20 protein-coding genes are annotated in these 22,782 nt (G+C 67.5%); 4 read left to right on the top strand and 16 right to left on the bottom strand.

Features of this window, described 5'->3' with window-relative positions:
* Positions 1-81 precede the first annotated feature (81 nt).
* From mdcH to mdcA, 7 genes are read right to left on the bottom strand one after another with little or no spacing between them, the layout of a single operon-like run.
* Positions 82-1,002: a malonate decarboxylase subunit epsilon gene (gene mdcH / locus AC06FA_RS04275; RefSeq protein WP_478067252.1), complete on the bottom strand. Its 921-nt coding sequence runs from the start codon at positions 1,000-1,002 to the stop codon at positions 82-84.
* On the bottom strand, positions 999-1,856 hold the full coding sequence (mdcB, locus tag AC06FA_RS04270) for a triphosphoribosyl-dephospho-CoA synthase MdcB (protein WP_478067251.1): 858 nt from the start codon (positions 1,854-1,856) through the stop codon (positions 999-1,001). The genes mdcH and mdcB overlap by 4 nt, the downstream gene beginning before the upstream one ends.
* Positions 1,853-2,494, bottom strand: coding sequence for a malonate decarboxylase holo-[acyl-carrier-protein] synthase (gene mdcG / locus AC06FA_RS04265; protein WP_478067250.1), 642 nt, complete (start codon positions 2,492-2,494; stop codon positions 1,853-1,855). The genes mdcB and mdcG overlap by 4 nt, the downstream gene beginning before the upstream one ends.
* On the bottom strand, positions 2,487-3,197 hold the full coding sequence (gene mdcE / locus AC06FA_RS04260) for a biotin-independent malonate decarboxylase subunit gamma (RefSeq protein WP_478067249.1): 711 nt from the start codon (positions 3,195-3,197) through the stop codon (positions 2,487-2,489). Before mdcE ends, mdcG begins: the two co-directional genes overlap by 8 nt.
* Positions 3,194-4,102: a biotin-independent malonate decarboxylase subunit beta gene (locus AC06FA_RS04255; protein ID WP_478067248.1), complete on the bottom strand. Its 909-nt coding sequence runs from the start codon at positions 4,100-4,102 to the stop codon at positions 3,194-3,196. Before AC06FA_RS04255 ends, mdcE begins: the two co-directional genes overlap by 4 nt.
* A complete protein-coding gene (gene mdcC / locus AC06FA_RS04250; protein WP_478067247.1) occupies positions 4,099-4,419 on the bottom strand; it encodes a malonate decarboxylase acyl carrier protein in 321 nt (106 codons plus the stop codon). Before mdcC ends, AC06FA_RS04255 begins: the two co-directional genes overlap by 4 nt.
* 10 nt (positions 4,420-4,429) lie before the next feature.
* The gene (gene mdcA / locus AC06FA_RS04245) at positions 4,430-6,073 is read right to left on the bottom strand and encodes a malonate decarboxylase subunit alpha (protein ID WP_478067246.1); all 1,644 of its coding nucleotides are present in this window, start codon (positions 6,071-6,073) and stop codon (positions 4,430-4,432) included.
* Between the two features lie 176 nt (positions 6,074-6,249).
* Between mdcA and AC06FA_RS04240 the strand changes: the two genes are divergently transcribed.
* Positions 6,250-6,726, top strand: a complete 477-nt coding sequence (locus AC06FA_RS04240; protein ID WP_478067245.1) for a hypothetical protein — start codon at positions 6,250-6,252, stop codon at positions 6,724-6,726.
* Positions 6,727-6,841: 115 nt separating this feature from the next.
* Here AC06FA_RS04240 and AC06FA_RS04235 read toward each other — a convergent pair whose 3' ends face one another.
* The 6 genes from AC06FA_RS04235 to AC06FA_RS04210 all read right to left on the bottom strand — a co-directional run bounded on the left by AC06FA_RS04235 (position 6,842) and on the right by AC06FA_RS04210 (position 13,922).
* Positions 6,842-9,031 carry a TonB-dependent siderophore receptor gene (locus tag AC06FA_RS04235; RefSeq protein ID WP_478067244.1) on the bottom strand — a complete coding sequence of 730 codons (2,190 nt, stop codon included), beginning with the start codon at positions 9,029-9,031 and terminating at the stop codon, positions 6,842-6,844.
* Positions 9,032-9,330: 299 nt separating this feature from the next.
* A complete protein-coding gene (gene mqo, locus AC06FA_RS04230; protein WP_478067243.1) occupies positions 9,331-11,028 on the bottom strand; it encodes a malate dehydrogenase (quinone) in 1,698 nt (565 codons plus the stop codon).
* A gap of 183 nt (positions 11,029-11,211) precedes the next feature.
* Entirely contained in the window at positions 11,212-11,658 is a 447-nt protein-coding gene (locus AC06FA_RS04225) for an N-acetyltransferase family protein (RefSeq protein WP_478067242.1), read from the bottom strand.
* A gap of 59 nt (positions 11,659-11,717) precedes the next feature.
* Positions 11,718-12,302, bottom strand: coding sequence for a hypothetical protein (locus AC06FA_RS04220; protein ID WP_478067241.1), 585 nt, complete (start codon positions 12,300-12,302; stop codon positions 11,718-11,720).
* A gap of 112 nt (positions 12,303-12,414) precedes the next feature.
* On the bottom strand, positions 12,415-12,849 hold the full coding sequence (locus AC06FA_RS04215) for a tetratricopeptide repeat protein (protein WP_478067240.1): 435 nt from the start codon (positions 12,847-12,849) through the stop codon (positions 12,415-12,417).
* A 167-nt stretch (positions 12,850-13,016) separates the two neighbouring features.
* Positions 13,017-13,922, bottom strand: a complete 906-nt coding sequence (locus tag AC06FA_RS04210) for a LysR family transcriptional regulator ArgP (RefSeq protein ID WP_108748911.1) — start codon at positions 13,920-13,922, stop codon at positions 13,017-13,019.
* 137 nt (positions 13,923-14,059) lie between these two features.
* On the opposite strand from AC06FA_RS04210, the gene AC06FA_RS04205 reads away from it, so the two are divergent.
* Both AC06FA_RS04205 and AC06FA_RS04200 read left to right on the top strand, forming a co-directional pair.
* Positions 14,060-14,695 carry a LysE/ArgO family amino acid transporter gene (locus AC06FA_RS04205; RefSeq protein WP_005408523.1) on the top strand — a complete coding sequence of 212 codons (636 nt, stop codon included), beginning with the start codon at positions 14,060-14,062 and terminating at the stop codon, positions 14,693-14,695.
* 175 nt (positions 14,696-14,870) lie between these two features.
* The gene (locus AC06FA_RS04200) at positions 14,871-16,856 is read left to right on the top strand and encodes an alpha/beta hydrolase family protein (RefSeq protein WP_478067239.1); all 1,986 of its coding nucleotides are present in this window, start codon (positions 14,871-14,873) and stop codon (positions 16,854-16,856) included.
* Positions 16,857-16,877: 21 nt separating this feature from the next.
* On the opposite strand, the gene AC06FA_RS04195 is transcribed toward AC06FA_RS04200, so the two are convergent.
* The 3 genes from AC06FA_RS04195 to AC06FA_RS04185 form a co-directional block, all read right to left on the bottom strand.
* Positions 16,878-18,632 carry a peptide MFS transporter gene (locus AC06FA_RS04195; protein WP_478067333.1) on the bottom strand — a complete coding sequence of 585 codons (1,755 nt, stop codon included), beginning with the start codon at positions 18,630-18,632 and terminating at the stop codon, positions 16,878-16,880.
* A gap of 110 nt (positions 18,633-18,742) precedes the next feature.
* Positions 18,743-19,891, bottom strand: coding sequence for an acetyltransferase domain-containing protein (locus tag AC06FA_RS04190; protein ID WP_478067238.1), 1,149 nt, complete (start codon positions 19,889-19,891; stop codon positions 18,743-18,745).
* 55 nt (positions 19,892-19,946) lie between these two features.
* Complete coding sequence (locus AC06FA_RS04185) at positions 19,947-20,462, bottom strand: hypothetical protein (protein WP_478067237.1); 516 nt, start codon at positions 20,460-20,462, stop codon at positions 19,947-19,949.
* Positions 20,463-20,706: 244 nt separating this feature from the next.
* Here AC06FA_RS04185 and AC06FA_RS04180 point away from each other — a divergent pair, with 244 nt between their 5' ends.
* Positions 20,707-22,671 (top strand): OPT family oligopeptide transporter, encoded by a 1,965-nt coding sequence (locus AC06FA_RS04180; protein ID WP_312706245.1) that lies wholly within the window; start codon positions 20,707-20,709, stop codon positions 22,669-22,671.
* The last annotated feature ends 111 nt before the right edge of the window (positions 22,672-22,782 follow it).

Below are 22,782 nucleotides of genomic sequence, written 5' to 3'. Positions count from 1 at the left end.
CGGTACAGCTCGGATGGAGACCCGCCATCCCGGGGTAAGGCGTCGTACTGCGTGCTGCGTGATACGTACTGCTCGAACCCGTTACTGCAGCCGGTCCAACGCGCTGCGGACCCATGCCGCTGCGCCGTCCAGGCTCTGGAACTCTTCCACCGCGCGCACCTCGTAGCAGGGATAGGACGCGGCCACCATGCGTGCCACTGCCGTGCCCGGGCCCAACTGCAGGAACACCCGCGCGCCACGCTCGAAGGCCTGGCGCATCACCTGTGCCCACTCGATGGTCTGGGCCAACTGTGCCGACAGGGTGTGGATCACCGTGGCGCGATCGCGCACGGGGCGCGCATCGATGCCGGCCAGCACCGGCACCGCCGGCGCGCGCACCGCCGCGGCCTCCAGCGCTGCGGCGAACGGTGCAACGGCGGCCGCCAGCAGCGGTGTGTGCGCGGCCACGAGCACCGGCAGCACGCGCACCTCTGCGCCGCCTGCGCGCGCTGCATTGGCCAGTGCACGCAGGGACGCCTGCGTGCCGCCCACAACGCAATGGTCCGCGCCGTTGGCAATGGCCAGGTGTGCCGCGTGCGCATCGCACAGCGTCTGCAGTGCGGCTCGTGGCAGCCCCAGCACCGCCAGCAGGCCGCTGTCGGCGGGGCTGGCCGCGTCCATCAACTGCGCGCGGCGCGCGGCCAGCTGCAGGCAGGTGTGTGCATCCAGACTGCCCGCAATGGCATGCGCGGCCAGTTCGCCAATGCTGTAGCCCGCCACCAGAGTTGGTGCCGGCAGCGCGTCACGCAGGCCCTGCCAGTGGGCCAGGCTGGCCGCGCACAGCAGCGGCTGGGCCAGCGTGTTGTCGAAACGTGCTTCGTCAGCGGCCGCGGCGAAGACATCGCGACCCAGAACGTCCTGCGTGGCACGCAGCACGTCGGCAGCGGCAGGCAGGGCGCGCACGCGATCAAACATCGCCGCATGCTGCGCGCCTTGCCCTGGGCAGAGCAGGGCAAGGCTCATGCGCGCTCCTGCTGCAGCAGGAACCAGCTGCAGGCCAGCAGGTCGGCACTGCCGCCGGGGCTCAGGCGGCGCGCGACGAAGCCCGCATCGATACGCTGCAGGCGTGCCTGCCAGCCATCGGCAAAGGCACCGCCGCCCTCCACGAAGCTGCGCGCCTGCTGCTGCGCCCAGGCCAGGCCGTCGGCGCCGCCGCGGTGCAACAGGTTCAGATCTTCTACCTGCGCCACCAGCTGCATCAGGGTCTGGCACAGGGCGGCGTCGCGCGGCAGCCCCTGATCCAGGGCGTGGCGCAGGGTGGGTACGGCCAGTTCGCGCAGCACCGGATAGCCGGCGGCGGCCTGTTCGCGCACGCCGGGCACGCCGTGGCGCAGGCGCGCGCGTTGGCCGGGGCTGGTCGCATCCAAGGGGGCTGCGGCGAAGTCGCTGGCCCAGTGCTGTACCGCCAGGCAGACCTGGGCGGCGGGCACGGCGTGGCCCCGTTGGCGGCGGCTGCGTGCGGCAGCGGCCACCAGCAGGCCCAGGCTGAAGATGGCACCGCGATGGGTGTTGATGCCGCCGGTGGCGCGCAGCATGGCCGCTTCGGCGCCGATGCCCAGCGTGCGCAACAGCGCAAACGGCGCATCAGCGGCGCCCGCGCGGGCGATGTCGGTGAAGTAGTGGCGCAGCGCGAACAGGCTGCGCAGGAAGGTGGCCGCGTCCATGTCGGCATGGCTGCCGCTGCTGAACGGTGTGACCAGTCCGGGCTTCGGCGTGCAGGCCAGCTCCGCATGCAGGCTGGCGATGGCCAGGCGGCCCAGGCGCGCGCTGTCGACAGGCCGGTCCGCGAACGGTGCGTGCTGCACGAGCGCGTTCATGCGGCGACCCCGGCCATGGCAAACAGCCGGTCGCGGGCCTCCAGCGCGGCACCGTCCACGCGCTTGATCAGCACCTGGCGGCTGCCGCCGGCATACTCGCGCCAGTTCACGGCACCGCCGTCGGCCAGGCACAGCTCGCCATCGACGCGCTGGTCATGGCGTGCTTCCCAGCGGTGCAGTGCCTGCACCAGTGCATCGGCCTGGTCGGCCTGGCGCACCTGCCACAGCAGGTCGACATCCGAACGCGGGTGCACATAGTCCAGGCCAGACACATGCTGCCAGGCGAAGGCACCGAACACGCGCGCCGGTGCAACCTGTGCCAGCGCCAGCAACGCGTCTTCCCAGCCGGTGGGCGCGCCTGCGGCAAGCACCTCGTCCAGCGTCGGCGGCGCCTGCATGCGCTGCACGTCCTGTGCCGGTACGCGCAGCGCCAGGCGTTGCTTGCCCTCGCTGGGCGGCAACGGCACGCCCAGCCGCAGCCGCGGATCAGGATCGTCCACCGCGCGGCGCGCCACCATGGCCGGCAGGCCCGACGCGAACCACGCGGCCAGCCGCGATTCGTGCGCGGCCACGTCGGCGCGCCAGTCGGCGTGGGCCGACAGCCAGACCAACGTGTGACGGGCGGGCCGCTCAGGCATCGCCACGGGCCACGGCCGCACAGACGTCGGCCGACAGGTTGCGGCCACCACGCTGCGCACCCAGCGTCGCGCGCTGGTCGTCGCCGGCCGGCGTGCGCAGGGCCTGCAGCAGGTGCTGGGCCAGATCGCCATCCCACAATGATTCCACCGCGCCCATCGCCACATAGTTGCCCACGCCCGGCGCGAACACCGGCGAGCTCTGGCTGAGCGCCTGCAGTTTCTCCAGCGGCTGCTTGGTCACCCGCGCCATCGCGCGCAGGTCCATCACCCGCACCTGCGCATCGGGCAGGGCATGGATGTGGTCGGCCATCAGTCCGAACGACAGGAAACCGCCACTCACCGATTCGCCGTAGACGAGGGTCACCAGCCGCGCGCCGCGCCGACGCGCCAGATCCAGCGTCTGTGCCAGATGGGCGAAGTAGCCATTGATGCCCAGCAGCTCGTCGCGCCGGGCCAGGCGCTGCCCGGCGGTATCGGCCAGCATCACGATCGGTCGCTGTGGGTGGGTGGCGGTGCTGGCCAGCACGGTTTCGGCCAGCGCAAGTGCGTGGTCAACGCCCACTTCGATGCGGTCGGTGGTGCCGATCACGGTCACTTCGCCGTCGTCGGTGCTCGCCGTGCCGGCCAGCACCGAATCGGTCACGGCAATGGCATGCCCGCGCGGGAACAGGGCATCCAGCAGGTCGTTCAGCGGCGGGGTCATGGCAGTCTCCGCTGGGCGGTGGCGGCAAGGAAGTCGTGGGTGTCCAGCAGCGGCAAGCGCTCGGGTTCGGCAATGCCCTGCAGGGCCCAGACCTGCAGGCCATCGTTGCAGTCGCCCCAGGCCTGTACGCGTGCCTTCAATGCGGCGTGGCGTGCCTGCAGCGCGCTCAGGGCGGTGTCGGTGCCGGCGCTGGCGATGTCTGCCTGCAGCGCGTCCACGGCAGCCTGTGCGAAGGCCTGCAACGAATCGGGTACCAACACCTGGGCCTGGTCGATCAGGTAGCGATGCTTGCCACCGGTCACCCGCCATACCAGCGCGCGGTCGCGTGCGTCGAACTCTTCTACGCCGCGCACGGTTTCGATCACTTCCGGTCCGGACAGCGACAGCCGACCTTCTTCGGACATGATGACCGTGCTGCAGCAGCGGGCAACGATGCCCATGCCGCCGAACGCGCCGTTGCCACTGCCGATCAGTGCGATCACCGGCACACCGGCCGCGCGCGCGTCCAGGGTGGCGCGCATGATTTCGGAAATGGCGATCAATCCGGCGTTGGCCTCATGCAGGCGCACGCCGCCGGTATCGAGCAGCAACAGCACGCCGTCAGGGCGGATCTGTGCCGCGCGGCGCAGCAGGCCGGTCAGCTTGGCGCCGTGCACTTCGCCCACGCCGCCGCCCATGAATTCGCCCTGCTGCGCGGCCAGCAGCACGCGCTTGCCCTGCAGCGTGGCTTCGCCCACCACGATGCCATCGTCGAACGCGGCCGGCTGGTCGAGCTGGGCCAGGTGCGGACTCATCATCCGCCGGGTCGGGCCCATGAATTCGTGGAAGGAACCGGCATCGACCAGGCCGGCGATGCGGCCGCGTGCGTCGGCTTCGTAGTAGCTGCGTCGTTGCAGTGGGCTCATGGCGTGCCTCCGGTCAGCAGGGTTTCCACGGCCTGGTCCAGGCGCAGGCTGACCACGGCGGGGGTCGCGCCGGCGTCGTTGATCGACACCTGCACATCGCGCAGCGGGTGGCGCTGGGCGAAATCAGCGATCACCGCCTGCCAGATGGTGCCGAAGCCCTGCGCCGCGGTGATCACCCGCACCTGCATCGCACCGTCCAGCGCCGCCGGTTCCAGCAGGATTTCCAGGTTGCCCGAGGCCAGCACGCCCACCAGCACCGCATCGCGCGGGAACTGCACCGGCCGGCTGCCGTCGAATCGATAGTCGAGGGTTTCCATGCTCTGTCCCTTACCAGTTGCGGAAGCGCTTGGGCGGGTCGTACAGGCCGCCGGACCAGCGCACCAGGTCCTTCACCGAACGCGCCGCCAACAGGTCGCGGCTGGCGTCGCGCACGTTGATGCCCAGGTCATCCGGGCGCTGGATCACGCCACGGTCGCGCAGGTTTTCCACCATCGCGCGGTCGCGGCCCAGGCCCACGGCGGTGTAGCCGGCCACGCCGCGGATTGCCTGCTCGCGTTCTTCCGGTGTGCGGCACAGCAGCAGGTTGGCGATGCCTTCCTCGGTCAGCACGTGGCTGACATCGTCGCCGTAGATCATCACCGGCGGCAGCGGCATCTGCGCGCGCTCGGCCAGTTCCCAGGCATCCAAGCGATCGACGAATGCCGGCGCCATGTGCTCGCGGAAGGTTTCCACCATCTGCACCACCAGCTTGCGCCCGCGCGGCATTTCGCCGGGGCGCGCGGCCTGCTGGCCGGCCTTGATCCAGGCATCGCTGGCGTGGCGGCGGCCGCGTGCATCCGAGCCCATGTTGGGTGCACCGCCGAAGCCGGCAATGCGATCGCGCGTGGCAGTGGAACTGTTGCCCTGCAGATCGACCTGCAGGGTCGAACCGATGAACATGTCGCAGGCATACAGACCGGCGGTCTGCGAGAACGCGCGGTTGGAGCGCATCGAGCCGTCGGCACCGGTGAAGAACACATCGCCACGGGCGGCGATGTACTTCTCCATGCCCAGTTCCGAACCGAAGGAATGCACCGATTTCACGAAGCCCGATTCAATGGCCGGAATCAGCGCCGGGTGCGGGTTCAGTGCCCAGTGCTGGCAGATTTTTCCCTTCAGGCCGAGCGATTCGGCATACGTGGGCAGCAGCAGTTCGATGGCGGCCGTATCAAAGCCGATGCCGTGGTTGAGGCGGTTCACCCCGTACTCGGCGTAGATGCCCTTGATGGCCATCATCGCCATCAGCACCTGGATTTCGGAAATCTGCGCCGGATCGCGGGTGAACAACGGTTCGATATGGTTCGGCCGCGGTGCCTGCACCACGAAGTTGACCCAGTCAGCGGGGATATCGACGCGGGGGAGGGTGTCGACGATTTCGTTGACCTGGGCGATCACGATGCCGCCGCCGAATGCGGTGGCTTCCACGATCACCGGGGTGTCTTCGGTGTTCGGGCCGGTGTACAGGTTGCCGTGGCGGTCGGCGGCCTGCGCGGCCACCAGGGCTACGCGCGGGGTCAGGTCGATGAAGTAGCGGCCGAACAGTTCCAGGTAGGTGTGGATGGCACCGATCTGGATGCGCCCTTCGGCCACCAGGTTGGCCAGCCGCACCGATTGCGGGCCGGAAAAGGAAAAGTCCAGTTTCGAGGCGATGCCGCGCTCGAACACATCCAGGTGCGAAGGCAGGGACAGCACCGACTGCACCATGTGCAGGTCGTGCACCCGCGCCGGGTCCAGGTCGGCCAGTGCCTGGGCCAGGAAATCGGCCTGCTTCTGGTTGTTGCCTTCCAGGCAGACCTTGTCGCCCGGTTCCAGCAGGGCGTGCAGCAGCTCACCCACATCGGCGGCGGCGACCTGGCGGCCCCGCGCCCAGGGCGCAGCCCGTTCCAGGCGGGCCTGGCGGCTGCGTTCCAACGTATCCCAGCTCGGGTTCATCGACCGGCTTCCGATTGGTGTTGGAATAATTACGCCATAATTATGGAGGGGGCTGCAACTCGCAGTGCAGCAAATCCGGGGGCGGCGGACCGCCAGGCGTATTCATCTTCCCCGCATCCCTTGTACGCTCGGGCTTCTTCACCGGCATCGACCGGCCGTCCACGGGGGACACACGCATGGATATCGGGAATCTGGCTGCCGGCATGGCACGCACGCGCCGGGTGATCCGCGCATTCGCCTTCGGCCTGCTGGCGCTGTACGCGCTGGTTCTGCTGGTTGGCGAGGCGATCAGTGGCGAGCCGCCCGTGCTGTGGGCCTGGGGCCTGCCGGTGCTGTTCGCAGGCATCGCCGGGTTCAATGCCCGCCGTCTGCTGGCCCGCCATGATGAGGTGCGCGAGCGTGCGCGTGTCGATCAGGTCCTGCAGACATTGTCTTCGCTGGACACCGATGCGCGTGCCGCACGCCTGTCGCGGCTGAAGCCCCGAATACTGATCGGCGGTGTTTCAGTTGCGGCCAGCGTCGCCACATTGCTGCTCATTCCCGCCGACTACCCGCGTGCGGTGGCCTGGACCTGGCTGTGGCTGTTCGTCAGTGCGTTCATGACCTTGGCCTACTGCGGCGGATTCCTGCTCGTTCGCAGTTGGCGGCGGTGAATTTCCGCCGGGCATGGCCCGGCGCTACCTGTGGTCTGGAGCCACGCCATGCGTGGATGCAATGCCGGGGTCGGAGCCCTTTCCTGCGGAAAGGGCTCCGACCCCGCTGCCTGCCTTAGAACTTCCAGCGCAGGCTGGCGGCCACGAAGCGCGGTTCGCCGTAGTTGTTGTAGTCCAGGTTGGCCCAGTAGGTCTTGTCCAGCGCGTTGCGCACGCTCAGCGTGGCCGTCCAGTTGTCGCTGATGCGGTAATTGGCGTTGAACTGCACCAGCGCATAGGCCGGCTGGTTCACCGTCACCGTGCCGCCCAGCGGGTAGGGAATGTTGTAGCCCTGCACCTTGCTCTGCCACTGCACGCCAGCACCCACGCTCAGGCGTTCCAGGGCGCCGCGCAGGCGCAGCTGCGTGTTGATCTGCAGCAGGTCTTCAGCGGGGTTGGCATACAGGAGGTCGGTGGCCGCGCGGGTCACCTTGACGTGGGTGAAGCCGGCGTTGACCGTCCAGCCCGGCAGGATCTCGCCGTTCACGTCCATTTCCCAACCACGTGCCTTGGTGCCGTTCACACCGATGTAGGCCGAGCTGCCATCGCTGAGCGAGTTGTCCGGCACGCTCATGTCGCGCACCGCGTAGTTGTCCTGCTTGGCCTCGAACACCGCGGCATTGGCGGTCAGGCGGCCGTCGAACCACTGGGTCTTCAGGCCCGCTTCCAGGTTCGAACCCTGCACCGGTGCCAGCAGGTTCTCGTTCTTGTCCTTGTAGTTCTGCGGATTGAAGATTTCGGTGTAGCTGGCATACGCAGAGACGTTCGGGGTGATGTCGAAGACCAGGCCCACGTACGGGGTCACTTCATCGCTCACCTTGTAGGCGCCGCTGGTGCCGGTGTAGGTGCCTGCCGCATTGAACGCGCGGGTACGGGTTTCCCAGCGGCTCAGGCGTGCGCCGGCAATCAGCGAAAGCGGGTCGGCCAGGTGCAGGCGTGCGGCCAGGTACACGCCGCTCTGGGTGGTCTTGGCCACGCGGCGCGCGCCGGTGCGGCTGTAGGTCACTTCGGAAATATCGCCGTTCCAGTCGTAGACGTTGGGAATGTAGTAGCAGCGTTCGCTGCCGCAGCGCGCCCAGTCGCTCGGGAAGTTCAGCGTGGTGGTGTTGGTGGTCGATTCCAGGTCGGCCCACTGCGCGCCGAAGGTCAGGTCGTGCTGCTGGTTGAACAGTTCGAACGTGCCGGTCAGGTAGGCATCGACATTGCGACGGGTGTCTTCGGCATCGCCGGCGGCGGCGCGCAGGAAGATGCCCGAGCCGGTGGCCGGGTTCGGGTTGCCGGTACCGTACAGGCGCACGTTCTGCACGTTGCCGCGGGTGTAGGCGGTGTTGATCTTCAGCAGCCAGTCGTCGCCGAAACGCTGTTCCAGGTTGGCGAACACGGTGCTGGTTTCGCGCTGCCAGTAGCTCCACTTCGGCGACAGGTTGGTCGAGCGCGGCAGGTGGGCGAAGTTGCCCTGGCTGTCGAAGAACGGCACGGTGCCCCAGGTGGAACCCACCGGGTTGTTGTCCTGGGTCTGGTAGCCCAAGGTGACCGTGGTGCTGTCGGTCACGTCGCCTTCCAGCACGGCCATGCCGGCCATCTTGTTTTCTTTGTAGCGGTCGTAATAGAAATCACGATCGGTATAGGCGGCCACCACGCGGCTGCGGAAGCGGCCGTCGCGGGTCAGCGGCGCGTTCACGTCTGCTTCCATGCGGCGGTAGTCCCAGCTGCCGGCACTGACCGCGAAGGAGGCATCGAATTCCTTGCCCGGGCGCTTGCGCAGCAGGTTCACCGTGGCCGAGGGCACACCGGCGCCGCTGAGCAGGCCGTTGGCACCGCGGATCACTTCCACGCGGTCGTAGAAGGCGGTGTCGTATTCCTGGTTGGTCGAGCCGCTGTAGGTGGGAATGCCATCGACCTGGAAGTCGGTGATGGCGAAACCGCGCGCGTAGTACAGCGGGCGCTGGGTGTCATAGAAGGACACGCTGACGCCGGTCACGTTGCGCATCACGTCGTTGATGCTGAACAGCGATTCGTCCTGCAGGCGCTGCAGGCCGATCACAGTGGACGACTGCGGGGTTTCCTGCAGGGTGATCGGCAGGCGCGTGGTGCTGGCCGGCGCGGCCTTGTCGGCGCGCACGCTCACCTTGTCCAGGGTCTTGGCGTCGGACGCATCGGCGGCGGCTTCGGCAGCGAACGCCGAGGGAGCCGACAGGATCAGGACGGACAGCAGCGCGGCCGACAGCGGCGCGCGGCGGGGCAGGCGGGAAGCGTAGAGGGACATGAGGGGCTCGGGGGTGAAGGGGAATGGCGGGCGGCAACAGTCATCCAGCACCCGAGCGGCGGCGTCGGGCGGGGTCAGGTCCATCTGCGGGTGGGCGCAGGTCAGTTGCGCGGGGTGCAAATGTAAATCGTTCTTAACAACATTACAATTCGTGACAATGATCGGGGCCTCGGTGGGGTCAGAGCCCCGGGGTCAGATCCCTTTGCCGCAGGCAAAGGGCTCTGACCCCATTCCAGCCCACAAACGCGAACGGCCACCCGAAGGTGGCCGTCCGTCTTTGCTGCAGGGGAACACCAGGCTTACAGCGCCTGCAGCTCCTCGTTGGCGTTGCGCTTTTCCTTCGCCGCTGCGGGGGCCGGCGGGGCAGTCGGCACGACCGCCGGGGCCGCCGCCGCATCGGCCGGTACTTCCAGGTACGGCAGGTGCAGGGTCTGGCTGGTCAGCGTGCGGATTTCGTTGGTCAGCGCCGCGCTTTCATTCAACTTGCGGCCGTAGGAGGGCACGATCTCGCGCAGGCGGGCTTCCCAGCCGGCCTTCATCTGTTCCGGGAAAGCCTTGGCCATCAGGTCCAGCATGATCGGCGGTGAGGTCGACGCACCCGGCGAAGCACCCAGCAGCGCGGCGATGGTGTGGTCCTTGTCGGTCACGATCTCCGTGCCGAACTGCAGCACCGGGCCCTTCAACGGGTCGCGCTTGATGATCTGCACGCGCTGGCCAGCGGTGATCAGCTTCCAGTCACCCGGCTTGGCGTTGGGGAAGTACTTCACCAGTTCGGCCTGGCGATCGGCATCGTTCAGGCGCGCCTGCGCCATCAGGTACTGCACCAGGTCCAGGTTGTCCTTGCCCACTTCCAGCATCGGGCCGACGTTGTTGTGGTTCACCGACGAATACAGGTCCCACCACGAGCCGTGCTTGAGGAACTTGGTGCTGTACAGCGCGAACGGTCCAAACAGCACCACCGGCTTGCCATCCAGCTTGCGCGCATCCAGGTGCGGCACCGACATCGGCGGCGAACCGGTTTCGGCCATGCCGTAGGCCTTCACGCCATGGCGCGAGGTCACGTCCTGGCCCTGGAACGCCAGGAACTGGCCGCCCACCGGGAAGCCGGCGTAATCCTTCGATTCGGGAATGCCGGACATCTGCAGCAGCTTCAGCGCGGCACCACCGGCACCGATGAAGACGAAGCGCGCGTGGGTGGTGGTTTCGGTGTTGGCCTTCAGGTCCTTCACCGTCACGTTCCAGCTCTTGTCGGCGTTCTGCCGCAGCGCGCTCACTTCATGGTTCAGGTGCAGCTTGAAGTTCGGGCTGCGCTGCAGGCCGGCGGTCAGCTGGCGGGTGATCACGCCGAAGTTGACGTCGGTGCCCAGCGGCATCCAGGTGGCGGCGACCTTCTGCTTCGGGTCGCGGCCTTCCATCAGCAGCGGCGCCCACTGCTTGATCTGTGCCGGATCTTCCGAGTACTGCATGCCGTAGAACAGCGGGTTCTTCACCAGCGCCTGCTGGCGCTTGTGCAGGTAGGCGATGTTGTCATCGCCCCAGACGAAGCTCATGTGCGGGGTCGGGTTGATGAAGTCGCTGGGCTGGCTCAGCCGCCCTTCCTTCACCTGGTGCGACCAGAACTGGCGCGAGACCTCGAAGCTTTCGGCAATGCCGACCGCGCGCTTGGTCTCGATGCTGCCATCGGGCAGTTCCGGGGTGTAGTTCAGTTCGGCGAAGGCCGAATGGCCGGTGCCGGCATTGTTCCAGCCGTCCGAGCTTTCGTTGGCCACGCCGTCCAGGCGTTCATAGACCTGGATGTTCCAGTCCGGCTGCAGTTCCTGCAGGTAGGTGGCCAGGGTGATGCTCATGATGCCGCCGCCGACCAGGACAACGTCGACGGGCTTGTCGTTGCTCGCAGCCGGCACCGAGCGCTGGGTCAGCGGCCAGTACAGGAACAGCGCGGCCACCAGCAACAGCAGCACGAGCAGGGCGAGAAGGGCCTTGCCAAATTTCTTCATGGGGGTGACTTATGGCGTGGGGAAGGGGTTCAGGATGCGCGCCGGGTAGGGAAAGGGCGTGAAGAAACAACGCCTTGCAGCATCCAAGGGGCGGATTTTAACCCTTTCGGGTCTGGATTTGGTGCAACGCAGCATCCGGCCGCCCGGCGTCGGTCGCGCCGGACCCTGTCCGGCGGTCCGGGCTCAGACCAGCTCCAGGATCTCGTCCCCGGCCTCGTCCAGCTCACCGGTCGGCCGCCACCCCAGGTGGCGGTAGAACCCATGCGAGCGTGAGCGCGGATCGGCCGAGCACGCCAGGAACAGGCGCTCGTGCCCCGCAGCGCGTGCCAGTTCGACGACCTCCTGCAGCAGCCGCTGGCCGATGCCGCGGCCTTCGTAGTCCGGCAGCAGGGCCAGCACCAGCACCTCACCACTGTCGCGGTCGGCAAAGCCGTAGCCGATCACGCTGCCCTCGTCCTCGGCGATGCGGCCGATGAAGTCGCCCTCGGCGATGCCGGCGGCCCAGCTCTCGGTGGTGATGCCCAGCTCGGCCAGCTGCGCGGCACTGAAGGCATTTTCACGGGTGCGCCCACGCAGTTCGATGCAGGCAGCCGCGTCATCGGGCAGGGCGGGGCGGTAATGGAGAGGCATGCAGCGTCCTTGTGCGGGGGGCGGAACCGGTAGCGCCAGGCCATGCCTGGCGGCTCCCTTCAATCGCTGCCAATAGTGAAGTATTCCGCCGCGAAATAGCCAATCTGGTAGACCAGCGCCACCGCCGCCAGCAGCAACTGCGCACGGGCGCTGCGCAGGTTCCAGCCCAGCACGCAGACCACCAGCATCAGCGCCGAATGCAACGGATAGGCCTCGCCCAGCAACTGCCAGCGGCTGCGCCCCTTGATCGCCGTATCCACCAGATCGAGCAGGGTCAGCACCGCAATCACGCCGAAGATCCAGCGCCGCCGCTGCAGCAGGTACTGCCCGTAGCTGCCGTAGTCGCGCAGGTCATCGGGAAACAACAGCGCACACAGCAGGAACCACGCCGCGCTGTAGGCGATCACGAACAGATAGGTTTCAAACGTCCAGCGGTGCACCTCGATCAGGCGGAATTCCCACCACCAGAACGTCACCAGCGACACCAGGGTCCATGCCACCCAGCACAGGTGCAGGGCCGAACAGCCGCGCCGCTGCGGGTGCTCGATGATCTGCGCCAGCCCCTTCAGCAGCGTGGTGATCGACAGGCCCAGGATGATGCCCATCACCACGCGGATATGCAGGAACAGCGGATCGGTCCCCATCGCCCAGCCCCTCAAGGTCGGTTGCCGCGATGCTGGCACAGAAAAAGGCCCCGCAGGCCGTTCCCGTAGATCCGCCCCATGGGTGGATGGACGGTCGCAGGGCCCTGGCCGATCAGGAGGGGATCAGGGCCGCTTGCCGCAGCAGGGCAAGCAGGCGGTCACCTTCTTCGTCGGCGTCGAAGATGTCCTCGCCGTCCAACGCATAGGCTCTGACCAGCAGGTCCAACGCCTGGTGCCGGTTCCCGAGTGCCTCGGAACACTGCCCTGCGCGATAGAGGATGAATGGATTCACCTGCCCGTCTGGACCGTTCATGGCGTCGAAGAAGTAATCGGATGCCTGAGCGGTGTTGCCAAGCGAAAATGCAGCATCTCCCAGCGATGCGCTCAGCCACACATGGGCTTCCCATTGCTCGCGCGGCGGCGGCAGCAGGTCCAAGGCACTGCTCCAGACACGGATCGCCGCAGCGGGGTCGTCACCGTCCATCAGGGCGTTTCCCTGTTCGGACAATTCAGCAATGCGTTCGTAGAGTTCGTCGGGAAGTTCCATCTGACTTCTTGCCCTTGGGAATCAATCCGTCCAGCGTATGGCGCATGACAGCTGAAGTCGCGTGGCATTTCCGAAAGGCGGTGACGCTATCGACCCGAACTTTCCGTCGCATGGGGTGATGGGGTCAGAGCCCGTTGCGCAGCAACGGGATCCGACCCCGGGCCGCCTCATCGCTTCCGTCGTACCAGCGCGGTCGATGCGTCCAGCACGGCGCGGGTCAGCAGGGCCATCGTCTGCACATCGCCCTTCCAGTGCTGCCAGTACAGCGGCACGTCTTCCCAGGCGCGCTGGCGCACGTAGACCAGCCGACCGGCATCCAGATGCCGCTTCACCAGCGGCAGGGGATTCATGGTCCAGCCCAGGCCGCCCAGGTTGGCCTGCACGAACGCGCGGGTTGAAGGAATCCACCAGGTCGGCGCGGTGCTGGGCAGCTCGTCGCCGGCCATGCGCCGGGCGAAGCGGGCCTGCATGTCGTCCTTGCGGTTGAACACCAGCACCGGCGCCTGGGCCAGCGCCTGCGCGGTCACGCCCTTGGCGAAATGCTGGTCGCGGAATTCCGGGGTGCAGGTGGCGGCGTAGCGGATGCTGCCCAGCGCATGGATCTGGCAGCCCTGCACCGGCTCGTCCAGGGTGGTTACCGCACCCAGCACGGTGCCCTGGCGCAGCAGTTCCACGGTGTGGTCCTGGTCTTCCACGCGCAGGTCCAGGGTGGTGCCGGTGCCCTGGGCGAAGGCGTGCGCGGCCTGCGGGAACCACGTTTCCAGGCTGTCGTGGTTCACCGCCACCGGAATGCTGGCCTGGGGCAGGTCCTCGTCGGCCAGGCCCATGCGGTGCAGCGCGTCGTGTTCCAGCAGGGCGGTCTGTTCGGCCAGCTGCACCAGCAACTGGCCTTCGGCGGTGGCGGTGGCCGGGGTGCCGCGCTTCACCAGCAGGCGGCCAATGCGGTCCTCCAGCGCTTTCACCCGCTGCGAGATGGCCGACGGGGTGACGTTGAGCGCCTGCGCGGCGCGGTCGAAGCTGCCTTCGCGGATGACCGCGGCCAGGGCCCGCAGCTGGGCGTGGTCGATGCGCATCGAATTAAGCTCCGCTAATGTTGGTTTAGTAAGTTTAGCTCGTCTTTTCCATGTTGCGGCGCGACAATGGCGCCCGTTCCGGTGCTGTCCGCCTTCGCGAGGCACCGTCCCCCCAGCAAGACAAGGCAGTGAATCCCATGTTCTCGGTCATCTCCGCCAGCACCGGCCTCGGTGCCTGGTTCTCTGGTGCAGCCACCGGCATCGGCCTGTTCGCCGTGGTCGGTGCCCAGAGCGCCTTCATCCTGCGCCAGGGCATCCTGCGCAAGCACATCGTGCCGGTCGTGGCCACCTGCGCGGCCATCGATGCGATCTTCATCTTTGCCAGCGTGGCCGGCCTGCGCACGCTCACCTCGGCGCTGCCGTGGCTGACCACGGCGGTGCTGTGGACCGGCGTCGCGTTCCTGGCCTGGTACGCAATGAAGTCGGCGCGCCGCGCGATCGCTGGCGGCGGTGGCATGGGCGAGGCCGACAGCGATGACGGCAGCCGCCGCGCGGTGCTGATGGCCGCCGTGGGCTTTTCGCTGATCAACCCGCACTTCTGGCTGGACATGATGGTGATCGGCTCGATTGCCGAGAACTTCGGCAATGCGCGCATGGCGTTCGCCGCCGGCGTGGTGACCGCCAGCTGCCTGTGGTTGACCGCGCAGGGTCTGGGTGCGCGCCTGCTGGCGCCGCTGTTCACCAAGCCCAGCACCTGGCGCGTGCTGGACGGCACCATCGCGGTGATCCTCAGCATCCTGGCCCTGACCCTGGCGGTGCGCGGGGTCCACTGACCCAGTGCGCACGCTCCCCGAATCCACGTCCTGACTCTCTCTCCAAGGTAGTGGCTACGACGGCACCGGCAACGGTGCCGTCTTTTTTTTGTGGTCGCACCCAGCACTGGCGGACACCCAGAGGCCATGCCTAGAATCGCGATGCGGACAGGGTGTCCGCTTCAAAGGGGGAAGGATGCGCAAGTGTTTGCTGGCTGCCGTCGTTGCAGCCGTGCTGTTGCCGGGGAAGGCAATGGCGGTCGACCTGGATGCCTTCGTGCGCCAGGAAGCGTTCGGGGATCTGAAGATTTCACCTTCTGGCGAGTACTTCGCCACCACCGTGCCGGGCGAGGATTACACCGCGCTGGCCATCCTGCGCGTGTCCGACCACACGGTGGTGGGCAGCATGCGCCCGCCACGCAACAACCACGCCGCCGATTTCCACTGGGTCAACGATTCGCGGCTGCTGGTCGGCCTGGCCGAAAAGTTCGGCAGCCTGGACGAGCCGTCGCCCACCGGTGAGCTGCTGGCGATGAACGCCGACGGCACCCGTACCGAACTGATGGTCGGCTACCGGGTGGCCGGCAACGGGCCGGGCACCCGTCTGCAGCCGAAGAAGGTCGAGGCCGTCGCCGCGTTCCTCACCGACGATCTGCCCAACGATGACCGCGGCGTGATCATTGCGGTGTGGCCCTTCAGCGAAGATCCCTTCACCCGTGCCGAGCGCATGGATGTGCAGAACGGCAAGCGCTACCCGGTGGCCCGTTCGCCGGTACGGCGGGCAAGCTTCACCACCGATGCCGAGGGCCAGGTGCGTTTCGCCCACGGCGCCGGCTCCGACAACGTCAACAAGCTGTACTACCGCGCCGCCAACGGCAGCGACTGGACACTGGTGAACGATGAAGCCAGTGCGAAGCGCATCGAGACGGCGCTGGGCTTTTCCCAGGATGGGCAGGTGGCCTATCTGAAGAGCGAGCAGGCGCAGGGGCCGGATGCCATCGTCAGCTGGAACCCGCTCACCAGCGAGCGCCGCACCGTGTTGCGCGACGAGGTGGTGGACCCGTACCGGATCATTGTCCGGCCGGGCACCGATATTCCGGTGGGCGCGCTGTATCTGGGCGATACCCCGCGCACGCGCTTCTTCGATGAAGCCTCGGCCGATGCGCGGCTGTACCGCAGTCTGGAAGCGGCCTTCCCGGGCCAGGCGGTGTACATCACCTCCAGCACGCGCGATGGCAGCAAGGTGCTGGTGCGGGTCTGGTCCGGTTCCAACCCCGGTGACTTCTATCTGTACGACGTCGCCAACCGCAAGGCGACCTACCTGATCAGCCGCAGCGACTGGGTGGATGTGGAAAAGACCGCCAAGGTCACCCCGTTCAAGCTGCAGGCGCGCGATGGCCTGCCGCTGCACGGTTACCTGACCGTGCCGCACGGCAGCGACGGGCGAGGCCTGCCGATGGTGGTGATGCCGCACGGTGGTCCGCTCGGCATCTACGACGACGGCAGCTATGACCGCGAGGCGCAGATGCTCGCCGCCGCCGGCTATGCGGTGCTGCAGGTCAATTTCCGTGGCTCGGGCAACTACGGCCGCGCGCACGGCCAGGCGGCCGCCGAGCAGTGGGGCAAGGCCATGCAGGACGACGTGACCGATGCCACCCGCTGGGCAATCAGCCAGGGCATCGCGAACAAGGAACGCATCTGCATCTACGGGGCCAGCTACGGCGCGTATTCGGCCATGATGGGCGCGGCCCGCGAACCGGGGCTGTACCAGTGCGCGGCCGGCTACGTGGGCGTGTACGACCTGCCCATGATGTTCAACCGTGGCGATGTGCAGGACCGCAGGTCGGGCATCAACTATCTGCGCGAATGGCTGGGCGACCCGGCCACGCTGGGCGCGGTGTCGCCGGTCAACCTGGCCGCGCAGATCAAGGTGCCGGTGTTCCTGGCCGCAGGCGGTGAAGACAAGCGTGCGCCGATCCAGCACACCGAGCGCATGGAAGCGGCGCTCAAGCGTGCCGGTACGCCGGTCGAAAGCCTGTACTACAAGACCGAAGGCCACGGTTTCTACACGCTGGAACACAAGCGTGAGTACTACGGCAAGCTGCTGGCCTTCCTGTCGCGCAGCCTGGGCGGGGCGACCGCCAGCGCCAGTGCGCCAGCGGAAAAGGGCAAGGCGCCCTGAGTGCGGCGCCGGTGCACGGGGTCATTTGACCCCGTGCATCATCCGCTTCAGCAGCGGCGCGGCGATGAAGGCCGCCACGGCACAGCCCAGGCCGATCCACATCAGCAGCCAGAACAGGTGCGCATAGGCACCGGCGGCGGCCACCATGTCCAGCGATTCGCCTTCGGGTACTTCGATCGCGGCCAGCTTGCCGAACAGCGCGGCCAGCGTTTCCGAAAACGCAGTCGCCAGGAACCAGGTGCCCATCATCAGGCTCATCACCCGCGGCACGGCCAGCTGGGTCACCGCCGACAGGCCGACCGGCGACAGGCACATCTCGCCGCTGGCCAGCAGGAAGTAGGCCAGCACCAGCCACCACACGCTGGCCATCTCACCGGTTGCGCCCACCTGCTGCGCGGCCAGCGCCAGCGGCACGAACGACAGTGCACCGATCACCAGGCCCCAGGCCGATTTCACCGGCTTGCCCGGTTCCCAGCCGCGGCGGTCCATCCAGGTCCACAGCGCGGCGAAGGCCGGCGCCAGCAGCACCAGGAACAGCCCGCCCAGGTAGGTGAGCGAGCCGGCGGTCTGCGGAATCACCAGGCAGTCGCGCACCAGCAGCACCAGCATCAGCGCCACGATGGCGATGAAGAACGCACGCGGCGCGTTCGAACCCGGGCGGCGTTCGGCCAGGCGCGCGCTGACCACGAAGCCCAGCGGCGCCAGCAGCAGCGACACGGTCGACCACGGCAGCGGCGTGCCGTCGGTGATCACCAGCGCGGGCACGATGTCCTTGGTCAGCAGGCGGTCGGTGAAGGTGACCCACGAGCCGTAGGACTGCTCGTACATGGTGAAGAACACCAGCGCCATGAAGATCAGCACCATCAGCGCGATCATCTGCTGGCGCTGCACCGGCGTGCATTTCGTGCCGGTGAACCAGGCGAACCAGACCAGCACGCCGCCCAGCACCACCAGCATCAGCATCAGCGCCAGGCTGATTTCACCGCCCAGCGCGAAGGCGCCATTGCCGGCGGCCCACATCAGCCAGGCGACCGGCAGCACGCCGACCACCGCACACAGATAGATCAGCCACTCGCGCGGCAGGCCCAGCACTTTCTGCTTCAGTGCGGCCGGCTGTGGCGGCTCGGCATGGCCGTGCAGGTATTTCTGCCCCCACAGGAACATGGCCAGGCCGGCCAGCATGCCGATGCCGGCGGCGCCGAAGCCGTACTTCCAGCCGTAGGCTTCACCCAGGAAGCCGCAGACCAGCGACGAGAACAGCGCGCCCAGGTTGATGCCGGCGTAGAACAGCGAGAAACCCGAATCGCGGCGCGGGTCGTCCTTGGGGTAGAGCTTGCCGACGATGGTGGAAATGTTCGGCTTCAGGAAGCCCACGCCCATGATGATCAGCGCCAGCGACAGGTAGGTCACCGCCAGTGCCGAGGTGTCGCGCACCACTTCGCCGTTCACCCGGTACGCCGCATGGCCTTCGAAGGCCATGCCCAGATGGCCCAGCACCAGCAGGATGCCGCCGAACAGCACTGCCCGGCGCATGCCCAGCCAGCGGTCGGCCAGCATGCCGCCGAACACGGGAATGCAGTAGACCAGGCCGCCGTAGGCACCCAGCAGGTCCAGGCCGGCCTTGTCACCGAACAGGTGGTACTTGGTCAGGTACAGCAGCAGCAGCGCCTTCATGCCGTAGAAGGAGAAGCGCTCCCACATTTCGGTGAAGAAGCAGACGTAGACGCCCTTGGGGTGGCCCAGGAAATCGTCGGAAGCAATCGCGGTGGAATTCATCGGCGAATTATAGGCGCGCGCTGTGGCGCGCGCCGGGTAGCGCCGGGCCATGCCCGGCGCCCTCGGTAGATCCACGCCATGCGTGGATGACGCTCACCCCACCCGATCGATCACAGATACCGCAACCAGGCCAGATCGCGCCGCCGTGCCTTGAACCGCCCGAACGCGCGCGTGGCCGGGTACAGCGCCACCGCCAGCGCACAGGCCACCAGCAGCAGGCCGGCCACCGAATCCAGCGCGTACAGGCTGCCGTGGGTCGGCCCCCACATTGCCAGCGCGGCCAGGTACATCAGCTTCAGCACGTACAGGTGCAGCAGGTAGAAGAACATCGGTGCCGCGCCGATATCGGCCAGCGGCTGCAGGGCGCGGGCCAGCGGCGCCCACTCATACAGGCGCAGCAGCACCAGGCCGATGCCCAGGGTCAGCAACAGGAACTGCAGCGACGGCGGGTACTTGGTCACGTTGAACACGCTCATCCAGGTGCGCAGCGCACTGTCCTGGTACTGCCACGGCGCTTCGCCATACCCGTTGGCCAGACGCAGCAGGGCGAACGCCGCCAGCGCACCCAGCCCGGCCCACTGCAGCCAACGCTGGCGCTGCGCCGGGTCGCGGTCGCGGGCGAACCAGGGGCCCATCAGATAGCCCAGGGCAATCACCCCGATCCACGGCAGCAGTGGGTAGGAGGTGCGCAGGCGCATCACCCCGGCGTCGATCCAGTCGCGCTGGTGCAGCACCTTCCACAGCACCGCCAGCACACCGTTGCCTTCCACCCGCACGCCATCGAACAGGTTGTGGCCGGCCACCAGCAGCACGCCCAGCACCAGCAGGGCAGGGCGCGGCAGCCACAGCAGGCCCGCCAGCGCGATCATGCTCAGCCCGATCGCCCAGATCACCTGCAGGTACAGCGTGTCCGGCGGGAACTGGAAGGTCCAGGCGAAGCTCACCAGGGTCAGTTCCAGCACCACCAGGAACAGGCCGCGCTTGAGCAGGAAGGCGGCCGTGGCCCGGCGCGGGTCGGCCTGGCGCTGGCCGTACAGCCACGCCGACAGGCCGGTCAGCAGCACGAATACCGGGGCGCACAGATGGGCCAGCAGGCGGCAGGCGAACAAGGCCGGCGAGACCGTGGACGCATCCATCGGGTCGCTGACCTGGTACTGCAGGAAAAAGGTTTCGCGCACGTGGTCCAGCAGCATCAGCAGCATCACGGTGCCGCGCAGCTGGTCGATGGAGGCCAGGCGGGGGGAGGGGGAAGAGGCCACGTACGATGCTCGACCGGCGTGACAGGATATAACATAACGTTTCCGCGCGCAGCCCTCAGGGCTGGCAGGCGGCCACGCTCCAGCCGTCGCGCTTGTCGTAGCTGATCGGGATGGCCCGGGCCGAACCGTCGGGCAGGGATTTCAGGCAGAAGCGGGCGATGTAGCCTTGGATGAGGCCCGAGCGGCTGGCATCGAGGAACACTTCGTACATCTTCCCTGTCTGCAGGGGCAGCGCCGGGCGCGGCACGGTCGCGCCTGCCGGCACCCGGCCGTAGAGAATGCAGGTTCCCGCAGGCAGCGGCGTCGACACCTCGCCAGAATGCTGGAAGGACCAGGTCGACTGCGGCTTTCCCTGCGTCTGTTCAGATACGTCGATGCCATGCAGTTGCACCGGTTCACGCAGATGCCGACGCATCTGCGCGGGCAGCCCGAAGCAGGGCAGGCCGTCGTGATCGGTGATTTCAGCCGATCCCATGCGGCTCAGCGCGACGGCGCGATCCGGCAGCGCCAACAGCCCTGCCGTTGCCGCAAGGGCAATGCAGACCCCTACATCCAGAGGGCGTGCTTTCACGGCTGGGCCTGTCCATGTGTGCGCCGGTGCACCATGCACAACCGGGCGGGGATCTTCAATAGAGGGCTCACCGGCGGGCACGTTGGCCGCAGGGCAGGACGTGCGCGCCCGCTGGCGGATTGATCGAATCTGGCTGGATGCGCCAACAATCGTGGCGGCTGACCCTCCCCCCTCCCCAACCGCACTGGACTTGCCGCCCCCTGAACGCTAGCGTGCAAGGGATTTTTTGCCAGCAGGGGCTTCCATGAACCACGACGCTGCGCCCAAGCAGCTCACCTTCCGCGCAGTGGCCCTGGCCATCGTGCTGGCGGTGGTGCTGTCAGCGGCCAACGCCTACCTCGGTCTGTTCGCAGGCCTGACCATCGCCACCGCCATTCCCGCCGCGGTCATTTCCATGGGCGTGCTGCGCCTGCTGGGCGGTGGTTCCATCCTCGAAAACAACATCGTGCAGACCGGCGCCTCGGCCGGTTCGTCCATCGCCGCCGGTGTCATCTTCACCATCCCGGCGCTGGTCATCATGGGCTACTGGCCCGACTTCAAGTACTGGTGGGTGCTGGGCATCGCCGGTCTGGGCGGCCTGCTGGGCGTGCTGTTCTCGGTGCCGCTGCGGCGTTCGATGATCGTCGAAGACCCGCTGCCGTTCCCGGAAGGCAAGGCTGCGGCCGAAGTGCTGAAGGCCGGTGAGAACCCCGGCCCGGGCCTGAAGATCCTCGGCCTGTCGGCGGTGATCGGTGCCTTCGTCAAGCTGGCTGCCGAAAGCGGCCTGCGCCTGATTCCCGATGCCTGGTCGACCTCGGCCTACGTCGGCAGCTCCAAGATCACCGCCTTCATCGGCACCAACCTGTCGCCGGCCCTGCTGGGCGTGGGCTACATCGTCGGTCTGAATGTCGGCATCGTGGTGGTGTCCGGCTCGATCCTGACCTGGCACATCGCCATTCCGATCTACCAGGCGTTCTTCATGAACACCGATCCGGCCCTGGCCGCGTCGGTGGCCACCGCCTCGTCCACCGAGGCCGCGTTCGCCATCTGGGGCGCGAAGATGCGTTACCTGGGCGTCGGCGCGATGCTGATCGGCGGCATCTGGACCCTGATCTCGCTGCGCAAGTCGCTGCTGAACGGCGTCAAGAGTGGCTTCGCCGCGGCGCGCAAGAGTGGCGGCCCGGTGCTGGCCCATACCGAACGCGACCTGCCGATGAAGTGGATGCTGGTCGCCCTGGTGGCCTTCGTGCTGCCGCTGCTGGCCCTGTACCAGGCCATCGTCGGCCAGTGGCACGTGTCCATTCCGATGACCATCATCATGATCGTCGCCGGCTTCCTGTTCGTGTCGGTGTCGGCCTATCTGGCCGGCCTGATCGGTTCGTCCAACAACCCGGTCTCGGGCATCACCATCTCCACCATCCTGTTCGCCTCGGCGGTGCTGGTGGTGCTGCTGGGCGCCGATGGCCTGAAGCCGGTCGGCGCCGGTGGTGCACCGCTGGGTGCGGTGGCCGCCATCATGATCGGTGCGGTGGTGTGCTGCGCCGCCGCGGTGGGCGGTGACAACCTGCAGGATCTGAAGGCGGGTTACATCGTCGGTGCCACCCCGTGGAAGCAGCAGCTGATGCTGGGCATCGGTGCGTTCTCGTGCGCGCTGATCATGGCTCCGGTGCTGAACCTGCTGGCCACGGCCTACGGCATCGGCGTGAAGTCCGAGCTGCATCCGAACGCCCTGGCCGCCCCGCAGGCAAACCTGATGGCCTCGGTGGCCAAGGGCCTGTTCGGTGGCGAACTGCCGTGGACCTTCATCGGCATCGGTGCCGTGGTCGGTGCGGTCATCATCGCCTTCGACAGCTGGCTGAAGTCGCGCAATTCGCGCTTCCGCGTGCCGGTGCTGGCCGCCGCCATCGGTATCTACCTACCGCTGGAACTGATGGTGCCGATCTTCCTGGGCGGCCTGATCGCCTACCTGGTCGAGCGCTTCCACAAGGTGCGTGGCGATGATGAAGAAGGCCGCGACCGCGTGCACAAGCCGGGCGTGCTGTTCGCCGCCGGCCTGATCACCGGTGAGGCGCTGATGGGTATCGCCATCGCCGTGCCGATCGTGGTCAGCAGCCGCGCCGACGTGCTGGCCCTGCCGTTCCACCTGCCGGCCGCGCAGTGGTTCGGCCTGGCGGTGCTGTTCCTGGTGGGCCTGCTGATCTACCGCACCGGCAAGCGCGCACAGGTGTAACACCCAAGGGGTCGGATCCCTTCCCGCAGGGAAGGGCTCTGACCCCGGCTGGCAGTGTCTGGGGTCAGAGCCGATTCCGGTGCAAGGGGTCGGATCCCTTCCCGCAGGGAA

The sequence above is a fragment of the Stenotrophomonas sp. Steno-C17 genome (assembly GCF_056393165.1).
The sequence above is the reverse complement of the archived record's forward strand: the minus strand, read 5'-3'. Positions and strand labels throughout refer to the sequence as shown.

Coding starts and splice junctions, on each gene's coding strand:
- mdcE (WP_478067249.1), bottom strand. CDS start 3,197: ATGACCCCGCCGCTGAACGACCTGCTGGATGCCCTGTTCCCGCGCGGG.
- mdcG (WP_478067250.1), bottom strand. CDS start 2,494: ATGCCTGAGCGGCCCGCCCGTCACACGTTGGTCTGGCTGTCGGCCCAC.
- AC06FA_RS04225 (WP_478067242.1), bottom strand. CDS start 11,658: ATGCCTCTCCATTACCGCCCCGCCCTGCCCGATGACGCGGCTGCCTGC.
- AC06FA_RS04255 (WP_478067248.1), bottom strand. CDS start 4,102: ATGAGCCCACTGCAACGACGCAGCTACTACGAAGCCGACGCACGCGGC.
- mdcA (WP_478067246.1), bottom strand. CDS start 6,073: ATGAACCCGAGCTGGGATACGTTGGAACGCAGCCGCCAGGCCCGCCTG.
- AC06FA_RS04235 (WP_478067244.1), bottom strand. CDS start 9,031: ATGTCCCTCTACGCTTCCCGCCTGCCCCGCCGCGCGCCGCTGTCGGCC.
- mqo (WP_478067243.1), bottom strand. CDS start 11,028: ATGAAGAAATTTGGCAAGGCCCTTCTCGCCCTGCTCGTGCTGCTGTTG.
- AC06FA_RS04180 (WP_312706245.1), top strand. CDS start 20,707: ATGAACCACGACGCTGCGCCCAAGCAGCTCACCTTCCGCGCAGTGGCC.
- AC06FA_RS04220 (WP_478067241.1), bottom strand. CDS start 12,302: ATGGGGACCGATCCGCTGTTCCTGCATATCCGCGTGGTGATGGGCATC.
- AC06FA_RS04200 (WP_478067239.1), top strand. CDS start 14,871: ATGCGCAAGTGTTTGCTGGCTGCCGTCGTTGCAGCCGTGCTGTTGCCG.
- AC06FA_RS04215 (WP_478067240.1), bottom strand. CDS start 12,849: ATGGAACTTCCCGACGAACTCTACGAACGCATTGCTGAATTGTCCGAA.
- mdcH (WP_478067252.1), bottom strand. CDS start 1,002: ATGAGCCTTGCCCTGCTCTGCCCAGGGCAAGGCGCGCAGCATGCGGCG.
- AC06FA_RS04205 (WP_005408523.1), top strand. CDS start 14,060: ATGTTCTCGGTCATCTCCGCCAGCACCGGCCTCGGTGCCTGGTTCTCT.
- AC06FA_RS04240 (WP_478067245.1), top strand. CDS start 6,250: ATGGATATCGGGAATCTGGCTGCCGGCATGGCACGCACGCGCCGGGTG.
- AC06FA_RS04210 (WP_108748911.1), bottom strand. CDS start 13,922: ATGCGCATCGACCACGCCCAGCTGCGGGCCCTGGCCGCGGTCATCCGC.
- mdcB (WP_478067251.1), bottom strand. CDS start 1,856: ATGAACGCGCTCGTGCAGCACGCACCGTTCGCGGACCGGCCTGTCGAC.
- AC06FA_RS04195 (WP_478067333.1), bottom strand. CDS start 18,632: ATGAATTCCACCGCGATTGCTTCCGACGATTTCCTGGGCCACCCCAAG.
- mdcC (WP_478067247.1), bottom strand. CDS start 4,419: ATGGAAACCCTCGACTATCGATTCGACGGCAGCCGGCCGGTGCAGTTC.